At 72.4% G+C, this 11,273-nt stretch carries 10 protein-coding genes; 8 read left to right on the top strand and 2 right to left on the bottom strand.

The window, feature by feature from the left end; translation table 11 throughout:
• Positions 1 to 217: 217 nt before the first annotated feature.
• The 3 genes from ACFWM2_RS17050 (at position 218) to ACFWM2_RS17040 (ending at position 4,488) form a co-directional block, all read left to right on the top strand.
• Positions 218 to 1,465, top strand: a complete 1,248-nt coding sequence (locus ACFWM2_RS17050) for a sensor histidine kinase (RefSeq protein ID WP_383279592.1) — start codon at positions 218 to 220, stop codon at positions 1,463 to 1,465.
• Positions 1,462 to 2,109: a response regulator gene (locus ACFWM2_RS17045; protein ID WP_383279589.1), complete on the top strand. Its 648-nt coding sequence runs from the start codon at positions 1,462 to 1,464 to the stop codon at positions 2,107 to 2,109. Before ACFWM2_RS17050 ends, ACFWM2_RS17045 begins: the two co-directional genes overlap by 4 nt.
• A gap of 603 nt (positions 2,110 to 2,712) precedes the next feature.
• Positions 2,713 to 4,488, top strand: coding sequence for a beta-ketoacyl-[acyl-carrier-protein] synthase family protein (locus ACFWM2_RS17040; protein ID WP_383279586.1), 1,776 nt, complete (start codon positions 2,713 to 2,715; stop codon positions 4,486 to 4,488).
• A 33-nt stretch (positions 4,489 to 4,521) separates the two neighbouring features.
• Here ACFWM2_RS17040 and ACFWM2_RS17035 read toward each other — a convergent pair whose 3' ends face one another.
• Entirely contained in the window at positions 4,522 to 5,643 is a 1,122-nt protein-coding gene (locus tag ACFWM2_RS17035; protein ID WP_383279583.1) for a Ku protein, read from the bottom strand.
• A gap of 42 nt (positions 5,644 to 5,685) precedes the next feature.
• Here ACFWM2_RS17035 and ligD point away from each other — a divergent pair, with 42 nt between their 5' ends.
• Positions 5,686 to 6,567, top strand: coding sequence for a non-homologous end-joining DNA ligase (gene ligD / locus ACFWM2_RS17030; RefSeq protein WP_383279580.1), 882 nt, complete (start codon positions 5,686 to 5,688; stop codon positions 6,565 to 6,567).
• Positions 6,568 to 6,643: 76 nt separating this feature from the next.
• Here the strand turns inward: ligD and ACFWM2_RS17025 are convergent, their stop codons facing one another.
• On the bottom strand, positions 6,644 to 7,447 hold the full coding sequence (locus ACFWM2_RS17025; protein WP_383279577.1) for a nuclease-related domain-containing protein: 804 nt from the start codon (positions 7,445 to 7,447) through the stop codon (positions 6,644 to 6,646).
• A 116-nt stretch (positions 7,448 to 7,563) separates the two neighbouring features.
• On the opposite strand from ACFWM2_RS17025, the gene ACFWM2_RS17020 reads away from it, so the two are divergent.
• The 4 genes from ACFWM2_RS17020 to ACFWM2_RS17005 all read left to right on the top strand — a co-directional run bounded on the left by ACFWM2_RS17020 (position 7,564) and on the right by ACFWM2_RS17005 (position 11,219).
• A complete protein-coding gene (locus ACFWM2_RS17020; protein WP_383279574.1) occupies positions 7,564 to 8,070 on the top strand; it encodes a protein phosphatase in 507 nt (168 codons plus the stop codon).
• Between the two features lie 232 nt (positions 8,071 to 8,302).
• Complete coding sequence (locus ACFWM2_RS17015) at positions 8,303 to 9,136, top strand: hypothetical protein (RefSeq protein ID WP_383279571.1); 834 nt, start codon at positions 8,303 to 8,305, stop codon at positions 9,134 to 9,136.
• Positions 9,133 to 10,605: an ATP-binding protein gene (locus ACFWM2_RS17010; RefSeq protein WP_383279568.1), complete on the top strand. Its 1,473-nt coding sequence runs from the start codon at positions 9,133 to 9,135 to the stop codon at positions 10,603 to 10,605. The genes ACFWM2_RS17015 and ACFWM2_RS17010 overlap by 4 nt, the downstream gene beginning before the upstream one ends.
• A gap of 146 nt (positions 10,606 to 10,751) precedes the next feature.
• The gene (locus tag ACFWM2_RS17005) at positions 10,752 to 11,219 is read left to right on the top strand and encodes an SH3 domain-containing protein (protein WP_383279565.1); all 468 of its coding nucleotides are present in this window, start codon (positions 10,752 to 10,754) and stop codon (positions 11,217 to 11,219) included.
• Positions 11,220 to 11,273: the final 54 nt, after the last annotated feature.

Raw genomic sequence — 11,273 nt, 5'->3', positions numbered from 1 at the left:
AGGTTTTCCCCTGGTGCTTGGGGGGGGAGGGGGACGCCAACGGGGGGGTTGGGCGGGACCCCCCCCGGGGCCCTGAAACGTTGGGGGGGGGGGGGGGTGGGGTTCCCCCTGTCCCGACCTGGGGGAACAAACACCCCCACTCTTCACGCGAGTCATACACGCGGCCGATAAACTCAGGCGCCTGACCGATCGGGTGAGTCCGCCGGAGGGATGTGCCGTGCCCGACAGCGCTCCACCGGCCGTTCGTGGCAGCAGGCTCTCGCTGGAACACGTATCGCATGTCGTGTTCTTTCTGGTGCTCGGCGGCGCGCTCGCGCAGCTCGCCCGGCTCCATCACCCGCTGTGCTGGTACCTCGTGACCGTCAGCGCACTGCTGGCCCTCGTGTACGCGACCGGCCTGGCGTTGCTGGACCGGCTCGGCCCACTCGCCCGGGATTCCTGGGTCCCGTCGCTGCTCCTGCTGTGGGGCGCCCTCGTCTTCATCTCTCCGGCACCGCTGACGCCCGCCTACGGGTGGTGTTCCGTCCCGCTGGCCTGTGTGGCACTGCGCGTGCTCGGCCGCCGCTCCGCCCTGGCGGCCTTGGCCGCGATCACCGTCGTACTCGGTGGGGCGTTGATCCGCGCCCAGGGTTGGTCCGGCCTGGAGGTCGTGCTCGTCCCCGTGGCGGCCGTCTGGGGAACCGTCGCTCTCTACCGGGCCCAGCAGCGCGATGCCGCGGCCCGTCAGCGCCTGGTCGAAGAGCTGCGTGACACGCGCGACGTGGTCGCGAAGCAGCAACGCCAGGCGGGCGTTCTGGCGGAGCGGACCCGTATCGCCCGCGATCTGCACGACACGCTGGCCCAGGAACTCGCCGGCAGCCTGATGCTGCTCCAGGCCGCCGAACGGGACTGGGAGGAGCGGCCGGAGGTGGCGCGGACCCGCGTCCGCGCCGTGGCCGAAGGACTGGACGGCAACCTCGCCGAGACGCGGCGGATCCTCCGGGACCTGACACCGGCCGACGTCGCGGAGGCCGGCCTGGACAGTGCGCTGCGGCTGCTGTGCGCCCGTTTCCCCGGGGACGGGACCGCGGCCCGCGTGCAGTTCCGGTCGGTCGGCGAGCACCGGCCCGTCCTCGACGAGCACGCGGCCGGCGCCCTGTTCCGCGTCGCGCAGAGCTCGCTGGCGAACGTCCGCGAACACGCCCGTGCGGTGAACGTACTGGTCACGCTCCGCCGGCAGCCGGGCCAGGTGGACCTCGAAGTGTCCGACGACGGGATCGGGTTCGACCCGGCCGAGGTCTTCGCCACCGCCCCGCGGACCGGCCGCGGCTTCGGAATGCCCGCTGCCCGGGCTCGACTTCGCGAATACGGCGGTGATCTCGAGGTCAGCAGTGGCCCGGGGCGAGGCACCGTCATCCGGGCCACGGTGTGCGTCGGGTCCGGGCTGCGAGCGGTCGCACCCGTCACCCCGGTGACCGCCGGATGACCGCCGCACGCCTGCGGGTGCTGATCGCGGACGATCATGGAGTGGTACGGGCCGGGCTGCGTGCCCTCCTGGAAGGTGAACCGGATCTCGATGTGATCGCCGAAGTCGGCAGCGGCGAGGAAGCCGTCCGGCTGACCGCTCGGCTGCTGCCCGATGTCGTGCTGATGGACCTTCGGTTCGGGAGTTCGGGGAGCGGAATCGACGGTGTGGAGGCCACCCGGCAGGTTGCCGTCACGGCGCCGAAGGTGGCGGTGGTGCTGCTGACCAGCTATGCCGGACGGGCCGATGTCGTCCGCGCGTTGGAGGCGGGCGCCCGCGGCTACGTGCCCAAGGCCGGGCCGCCCGAGGAACTGTTCCGGGCGGTCCGCACGGCGGCGAGTGGTTCCGTGGGTCTGGCACCGGAGGTCATCGGTGCTCTCGTCGGCCAAGTGGTCAGTCCTGACCATGAGTTGACCGGGCGCGAGATCGAGGTCGTCCGGCTGATGGCCGAGGGCCGCAGCAACCGCGCCATCGCCGAGGCGCTGGTGCTCAGCGAGGCCACGGTCAAGACCCACCTCGTCCGCATCTACCGCAAGCTCAGGGTCGACAACCGGGCGGCGGCCGTGTCGGAAGCCGTTCGCCGGCACATCCTCGAACTCACCTGACGCCGCGGGCCACTTGAGAACACCGGTCCACGCGAGCAGACAGGTCCACGTGAGACCGCAGGCTCACCCGAGAACACGGGTCCACCCGGCACGCACGTCTCGGCCGGCACGCACCCCTCGGCCGGCACGTGGGCCTCGCTGACCGTCCGACCCTTCCTGCGCCGACGCTCGGCGAGTAATCGGAATTGAGCACGGCGACTTTCTGAGGTGTGCCGGTTGATCTCCTGAAACAGATCTTCGGGTGCCCGGCCGCCCACGCAGCCACGAATTCCAGCCGCACGGCGAAGGGGCTGCCCCCGCCTTCCGAACGACGCCCCACATCCCCTCTTCCAGGATCGGCCGTTCGGTGTCCGAGGAATTGGCGGCACCGAAAAGGATCTTCGCTCCGGACCTGGCGCCCCGCCCGAGTTGACCAGGATGACCCGAGTTGTCCGAGTTAAAGATCCGAAATGCCCGGATCGTGATATTCGGCACACGCCTCAACCGGCTGATCACTCAACTTTCCCAGAAAGGCGGCCGGTTGAGTCGGGGGCGGGCCGGAAGCCGCGGGCAGGGTATTGCGCGCGCGAGGCACACTGCAATTTCCGCCTTTTCCTCCCCCACATGGAGCAGCACGTCATGCGCCATTTCTCGGAAACCCCCGTCCAGCCCCATTCCGTCAGCGCCGCCGAGGTAATTCCCGGTGATCTTCTCGCGCTCTCCGAAAAGGACGTCGCCGGCGACCGCTGGTACGTCGTCATGCACACCGTGCCCGAAACGCCGGAGCTGATTCGGGTCACCCTGCGGCCGCCGCTCGGGGGGACGGACCGGGACGAGGTCCTGGGGCGGGCGGGACAGGTCACCGTTGCCTGTCGGCGCGTGGACGTCGCCCGCATTCCCGAGGTCGTTTCCGACGATCTCGGCACGGTGGAATTTCGTGACGGGGATCAGATCTCCGTCCTGCGCGTCGTGGATCCGGGGGCCGTGGAGGTGTCGTACGCCCGGCGCTGGGGGACGTGGCACCGGGATCCGGAGGGTCTCGCCGAGCAGACCGTCTCGGACGAGGAGCTGCGGGCCCGGGCCTCGGGGGACGCCCGGCACGAGTACGTCGTACGGCATCGGCCTCGGGCCGCCGCGGAGCCCGCCGTGCGGGGGCCGCGACGCGTGGTGGTGACCGGGCTCGGGGCCCTCACCCCGCTCGGTGTCGGCGTCGGGGAGCTCTGGGAGGGGCTCGTCGAGGGACGGTGCGGGATACGGGAGTTGGCGGGGGCGGAGTTCGCGGAGCTGCCGGTGCGGGTGGCGGGGACCGTGCCGGTGGACCCCATGGAACTGCTGCCGCGGCCGCAGGCCCGGCGGATGAACCGGGCCGCCCAGTTCGCGGTGCTCGCCGCGCGCGAGGCCTGGCAGGACGCCGGGTTCGACGAGGCGGGTACGCGCGAGAGCGGGCTCGATCCCGAGCGGGTCGGGGTCTCCGTCGGTGCGATCCTCGGTGACGCCTCCGTGCTCGTGGGCGGCGACCGGCGACTGCGCGAGAAGGGGCCGCGGGGCGTCTCGCCGCTCACCACGCCGATGACCGTGCCCTCGCAGGCCGCGTCCCAGGTGTCCCTCGCGCTGCACATCACCGGCGAGGCACGCACCGTGACCAGCGCCTGTGCCTCGGGCACCGAGGCCATCGGGCAGGCGATCGACCGGATCCGGTACGGCCGTGTCGACGTCGCCCTCGCCGGCGGTGCGGAGGCCGTCGTCACGCCCGCGATCATGGCCTCCTTCGCCGCCATGAAAGCCCTGTCGAACCATCCCCTCGGGGCAGGCAGTCCCTCCCGGCCTTTCGCCGCGGACCGGGACGGGTTCGTGAACGGGGAAGGCGCCGGCTTCCTGCTGCTGGAGTCGGAGGAGCACGCCCGGGCGCGGGGCGCGCGGATCTACTGCGAGGCGGCCGGCTGGGGGCTGTCCGCGGACGCGCACCACATGGCCGCGCCGGATCCGTCCGGCAGCGGGGTCGCGCTCGCGCTGCGGCGGGCCGTACGGGACGCGGGCGGCCGCATCGCCGACGTCGTGCACGTCAACGCCCACGCCACCGCCACCGTCGAAGGCGACCTCGCCGAGGCGAGCGCGCTGCGCGCCGTACTGGACGGGCCCGTTCCGGTCACCGCGCTGAAGGGGCACCTCGGGCATCTGCAGGGAGCGGCCGGCGGGGTGGAGGCCGTGGCCACCGTGCTCACGCTGCACCACGGGATCATCCCGCCCACCATCGGCTGCGAGGAGCAGGACGACGCCATCGGCCTGGACGTCGTGACCAAGGCACCGCGGCCGCTGCCGGCCCTCGGTGACCTCGCGCTGAGCAACTCCTTCGGCTTCGGCGGCCACAACGCCGTACTGGCGCTGCGCCGCGTCGGGTAGCCGTTCTCGCGCCGCACCGCGTCGGGCGACCGCTCAGGCGGACGCGCGCTTGCGCGGTGCGGCCTTCTTCGCCGCGGTCTTGGCCGACGTCCTGGCGGTGGTCCTGGCCGTCTTGTCGGTGGTCTTGGCCGTGGTCTTCTTCGCGGTCGTCTTCTTGGCCGCGGTCGCCTTCTTCTCCGTGGTCTTCTTCGCGGACGCCGTCTTCTTGGCCGCCGTCTTCTTCGCCGCGGAGGTGGACTTCTTCCCGGCGACGTCCTTGGGGGCCGAACGGGACGACTTGCGGGCGGCCTGCTTGCGGGACCGCAGGGGCGTGACCTCGGCGGCGGTGTCCTCGTCCGCGGAGCCGGCCGCCCCCTCGGCCCCCTCGCCGCGGGACTCCTTCGCCGCGCGCACGCTCTTCTCCAGCGCGGCCATCAGGTCGAGGACCTTGCCGCCGGTCTTCTCGCGGGCGGGCGGGCCGGGCGCCTCCTCGCCGGAGGCCTTGGCCGCGATGAGTTCCTCGACGGCCTCGCGGTAGTCGTCGTGCAGGTCTTCGAGGTCGACCTCGCCGAGGGTGTCCATCAGGGCGTCGGCGAGGTCCAGTTCCTGGTCGCGCACGGTGACGTTCGTGTCGGGGGCGACGCCCTCGGGCACCCGGATCTCGTCCGGCCACAGCAGCCCGTGCATGGCGATCACGTCGTCGACGACCCGCAGCATGCCGAGCCGCTCGCGCCCACGCAGGGCGAACTTGGCGATGGCGACCTTGTTGCTGCGCTTGAGTGCCTCGCGCAGCAGGGTGTACGGCTTGGCGGCGGGGACGCCGTTCGCGGAGAGGTAGTACGCCGTGTCCATCTGGAGGGGATCGATCCGCTCGGCCGGGACGAAGCCCACAATCTCGATGGTCCTGGCGGTCGGGATGGGCAGCTGGGACAGGTCGTCGTCCGTGATCGGGATGATCGTGCCGTCCGCGTCCTGGTAGCCCTTGCCGATCTCGGACGTCGTGACCTCGCGGTCCTCCAGCTCGCAGACCTTGCGGTAACGGATGCGGCCGCCGTCCGCCAGATGGATCTGGCGGAAGGAGATCGAGTGGCTCTCGGTGGCGTTCACCAGCTTGATCGGGATGCTGACCAGGCCGAAGGAGATGGCGCCGTTCCATATCGATCGCACGTGCCGCACCTTTCCGCTCGATATCACCCATTTTCGTGGGATTCTCATCGTATGACGCCGATCACCGAGGTGGAGGGGCGACGGCTCGCGCTCAGCAATCTGGAGAAGGTCCTGTATCCGGCGACCGGCTTCACCAAGGGCGAGCTGCTGCACTACTACGCGACGAACGCGGGCCCCCTGCTGGCGCACCTGCACGACCGGCCGCTGTCCTTCCTGCGCTATCCGGACGGCCCGGACGGTCAGGTCTTCTTCGCCAAGAACGTGCCGCCGGGTACGCCCAGCTGGGTCACCACGGCCGAGGTCCCCCGTTCGGAGGGGCCGGCGCGCATGGTGCTGATCCAGGATCTGGCCAGTCTGATGTGGGCGGCGAACCTCGTCACCGAGTTCCACACCCACCAGTGGCGGATCGCGGAGCCCGGCGTCGCCGACCGGCTGGTCCTCGACCTCGACCCGGGGGCGCCGGCGACGATCGTCGAGTGCTGCGAGGTGGCGCTGTGGCTCCGGGAGCGGCTCGCGGCCGACGGGATCGAGGCGTACGCGAAGACGTCGGGGTCGAAGGGGCTGCATCTGCTGGCGGGGCTGACGCCCGCGCCGTCCGAGGACGTCACGGCGTACGCGAAGCGGCTGGCCGTGGAGGCGGAGGGGGCGTTGGCCGGGCTGGTGACCCATCGGATGACGCGGAGTCTGCGGCCGGGGAAGGTGTTCGTCGACTTCAGCCAGAACGCGGCGCGGAAGACGACGGCTACGCCCTATACGTTGCGGGCTCGGGCGGAGCCCTCCGTTTCGGCGCCGGTCACCTGGGACGAGGTGGTCGGCTGTACGGATCCGGGGGGACTGGTGTTTCTTGCCGGGGACATCGAGGGGCGGCTGGAGCGGTACGGGGATCTCCTGGCGCCCTTGCTCGATTCCGGGCAGGCGGGGGCACTCCCCTGAGCCCCGGCGTCCGGCTCGCGTGGGCACGCTCCCGCCAACTCCCTTGGCGCCCGGCGCCGGTGGGGCGGCGAACCCGTCACACCCGTGCCCACGTCCCCCGGTCGCGGGCCATGGCGTGCAGGGCCTCGATGTCGGCCGGTTTGAGGACTCCGCCCTGGCGGGACAGGGTGTCGAGGTCGGTGTCCTGGAGGACGCGGACCGCTCGGAGCGGGGCCGGGACGGACAGGTCGGCGGGGCCGGACAGGGCGAGGACCGGGTGGACCTCGGCCGTCAGGGCGTACGAGGCACGGTCGGCGTCCGCGCGGACGCGCCGCAACAGCGGGTACGGCTCGCGCCGCCCCAGCGTGACCATCGGGTCACTGACGACCACCCGTTGCTTACGGGCGTACAGCGTGTGGACGCAGAAGAGGCCGCCGGGGCCGATGACGAGGTGGTGGATGCGGTCGCCGCCGGGCAGCGGCAGCGAGTGCAGCGTGTGCCAGCCCGCCCCCTCCAGGGCGTCGAGCGCCGCCCCCACGGTCTGCTCCGCGACCAGTGCCCGCCGGCGCGGATCGGGACGCAGCCGGTGCGGTGCGCCCGGCTCGCGGTCGAGGGCGATCAGCAGCGCCTCGCCCGGCCGGTTCGGCGCCAGGTCGTCGTCCGGATGGAGCGTGAGCCGGGCCAGCTCGGCCGGTGTGGGCACGGGCGGCGGTCCCACCGTCACGCGCCCGGTCAGAAAGGGACCGAGCACATCGAGCACGTCCTCCCGCCGGTCCTCGCTGAGCAGATTGACTCTGGCCGTCTCCCTGTCGTACCAGGCGACGTTCCTCCCGTCCGTGAGACAGACGTACAGCCGCTCCTGGCCGTGCCGCCAGGTCGGTATGACGCGCAGTCCGCTCATGCACCATCACCCCATGACCATGGGAACAGGCAGGGTGCTCCAGGGGCAAGAACCCGGTTACCTTTGGGAGGACTTGGCAGGGGCACCGAGCTGGCCCCACCCCGGGGGAGGCGTTGTTGCGGACCCGCAGGAAGCTACCGGACGTGCCGGTTCCGGACGACCCCTGGAACGAGATCGTGCCCGGCCTGTGGATGGGCGGACACGAGTTCAGGGGAGACTCCGGACAGGCGGAATTCGCCGTCGTACACGATGAGTTCGACCTGGTCCTGACGTTGTTGCGGCTTCCGGGGCACGGTCCGGCCCCCGGTGTCGAGCACCATGTGTGGCCCATCCCGGACGGCCCCCTGGACGGTACGCAGCTGACCGGCGTGATCCGTCTCGCGCAGGCCGCGTGCGACGCGCTCGACGAGGGCCGCCGGGTGCTGGTGCGCTGTTATCACGGTTACAACCGCTCGGGGCTCGTCGTGGCGCACGCCCTCATTCGCGCCGGTCGCGCCCCCGACGAGGTGATCCGGCTCATCCGCGCCCGCCGCTCGCCGTGGGCCCTGCACAACGAACTGTTCGTGGACTATCTGCGCACCGGCCTCCCCACGGCCCGCCTCCTGGAGGAGCTCGCCGAGTAGGGCAGGCATCCGGCACGGCGCAGGCCGCGCCACCGCGCGGCCCACGCGAACAAAAAGGACTTCCCTACGAATATGGTGTAGGGGGCGACCGACCGCCCCCAGCCGTGCCCGCGCCCGACCGTCTGGGTGCGGGCCCGGCCGGGACGGTCACCGCGCCGACGGCAGCAATCTCCACGCCGGCCTCGTGCACCGCGCACTCCGAGGGCGAGACCGGCCCGTACGCAGGAGCGCAGTGACCCCGAGCCGCCCCCGCCGCCCCGAGCCCTCGGGGGGTCACCCCCCACGGCCGGCCGGCCGCACCCGTACCGCGCCGGCCGCCGCAGTCGTCGCCGTCCTGCTGGCGACCGTGGCCGGCTGCGGTGACGCCGGTGACCTGCGGGGCGCCGGCTCCACACCGACCGCGGTCGGGCCGACCACGCTGTGGCCCGAGGTGCCGCCCGCCTCGACGCCCGCCCTCGACTACGGGGAGGCGGACACCGAGACGGTCAAGGGCGTCACGGCGCCCGGCGACGACATCCACCGCGTGGACCCGCTGGACGTGGTGCGCGCCGAGGTGGCCGCGCATCCAGACGACTACAGCGGCCCGCACGCCATGTACGCCGAGACGGTCGACCAGCTCGATGACTGCGGCAAGAAGGGCGCACGCGGCGCCAAGTGCCCGCTCCTCCACGCGTACTACCGGGACCTGACCGGCGACGGGAAGGACGACATGGTGCTCGGCATCCGCTTCCCCGACCACCAGCTGGCCGTGCGGGTGTACGCGTTCCTGCACCACCGGCTGGTCCAGATCATGGGGACCTCGGACAGCACGATCAGCGTCGAGCTCGCGGGCCGTGCCGTGATCATCCGCTCGCCCTCGACGCTGCCGGGGTACGAGTACCGGACGGTCTGGACGTGGGACGTGCACCAGCACGCGATGCTGGCGACGCGCGACGAGATCCTGCGCGTGGGTACGTCACCTCCGTCGACGTCCCCGGCACCCACCACGACCCCGCCGCCCGGCACGGCCCCGGAGCCCAGCGCGACCGCGGGACGCACCGGCTCTCCGTCCGCGAGTGCCTCATGAGACCCAGCCTTCCGCAGTGGACCGCCGCCCTCACCTGGAAGGCGGCCGCCTTCATCACGGTGATGTGCTGCGCTCTCGCCGCGCTTCTCGGCCTGCTGGTCCATGTCTCGGTCACCAACCAGACCGTCGGCGAGGCCCGCGACCGCGCGCTCACCCGGCTCACCGAGGTGACGGAGTCGTACGAGGCCGGGGACCGGCTGCCGCCCGGCGCCGGTGTCGATCTCGCGGGGCTGCCCGCACGCCTGAAGAGCCTCGCCGCCGACGGGCGGCGCGGCACGATGGTCGGCGATCACGACCCGCACCCCACGATGTGGGCGGCCGGGCCCGCCGACGACGGCCGCGCGCTGGCCGTCCAGGTCGACTACTCGCAGGGCGCCCACACCATCGACGCGCTGGACGGGGCGATCCTGTGGTCGTCGGCGCTGGCCATCGGCGCGACGCTGCTCGTGGGGGCGTTCGCGGTGACACGGGTGACCCGGCGGCTGCACGCGACGGCGCGGGTGGCCCGGCGGATCAGCGCGGGCGACCTGGACGCCCGGGTGGACGACCCGCGTACGAAGGATCCGACGCGGCCGCAGGACGAGGTGGCCGCGGTCGCCGGGGCCCTCGACACGATGGCGTCGACGCTGCAGGGCAAGCTGCTGAGCGAGCAGCGGTTCACCGCGGACGTGGCGCACGAGCTGCGCACCCCGCTGACGGGGCTGCACGCGGCGGCCGAGCTGTTGCCGGCTGGGCGCCCGACCGAGCTGGTCCGCGACCGGGTGGCCGCCCTGCGCACGCTCACCGAGGACCTGCTGGAGATCTCCCGTCTCGACACCGGCGGCGAGCGGCTCGACGTGGCCGAGGTGCTGCTCGCGCCCCTGGCCGAACGGGTGGCGCGGGGGTCGGGCACCGAGGTCCGCGTCGTCCGGGACATGTGCGTGGAGACGGACCGGCGACGGCTCGAACGGGTGCTCGGGAATCTGGTGGCCAACGCCCACAAGCACGGCCGGGACCCGGTGGTGCTGAGCATCGACGGGCCAGTGGTCACCGTGCGGGACCACGGCGGCGGCTTCCCGGAGTACCTCGTGGCGCACGGGCCGCAGCGGTTCCGTACGGAGGGCGGGGCGCGGGGGCACGGGCTGGGGCTCACCATCGCGCTCGGCCAGGCCGAGGTGCTGGGGGCGCGGCTCACGTTCGCCAATGCCCCGGACGGCGGAGCGGTGGCGACGCTGACGCTCCCTCAGGCCGGAAGCGCCGCCGTCCCTCGGACCGGAAGCACCACCGCCCCCCAGACGGACGACCCGCCCTCCGAGCCCGGGAGCACACCACCGCGGGACGGAGCCGCACCCCCGGAGACCGGCACGGACACGGACACGGACACGGACACGGAGACCGGCACGGACACGGGCACCGGCACCGGCACCGGCGCGGGCACGGGCACCGGCACCGGCACCGGCACCGGCACCGGCAACGGCACCGCGTCCTAGCCAACCGGTAGCGGGCCCGTTCAAACCCGATCGAGCCGGAACGGAGTAGCCCCGCCTCCCGATGGCGCAGTGTGGCGGGCGTGCCGCCGGGCCCGCTCCTAATGTGGCGATTAGTCAGCTTCGCCCCTTCTCTGGAGGAGCCCCCCATGGCCCTGCGGTCCACGCTCACCCGCCTCGGCATAGCCGCCGCCGGCGGCGCCCTCATCACCCTCGCCACCACCACCCCGGCCCTCGCGGACGACGACTGGGAGTCGGACGGCTCCCCCGAGAGCTACAGCAACAGCCAGGACTGGAACAACAACAACCAGGACTCGAACAACGACGGCCGCGACTGGAACAACGGTCGCGACTGGGACCACCAGAACAACCACAACCCCCGCCTCTACAAGGGCCGCGTCACCGCCCGTGGCGGTCTGACGCTGCGCGACGCGCCGACCCGCGGCAGCGCGGTCATCGGCTCCGCGCCGTACGGCTCGATCGTCCACATCTTCTGCAAGACGAGCGGCCAGCGGGTCGAGGGCAACAACCTCTGGTACCTCCTGACGGACGGCACCTGGGCCTGGGGCGCGGCGTACTACATCGACAACATCGGCCCGGCTCCCCGCTGGTGCTGAACCGGTGCCGAGCAGCAGCCCAGCCGGTCCTGAACCGGTCCTGAACCGGCACCA

This window comes from Streptomyces sp. NPDC058371 (genome assembly GCF_042723265.1).
GTDB lineage: Bacteria > Actinomycetota > Actinomycetes > Streptomycetales > Streptomycetaceae > Streptomyces.
Note: the sequence above shows the minus strand (reverse complement) of the source record. Positions and strands in the feature narration are given on the sequence as shown.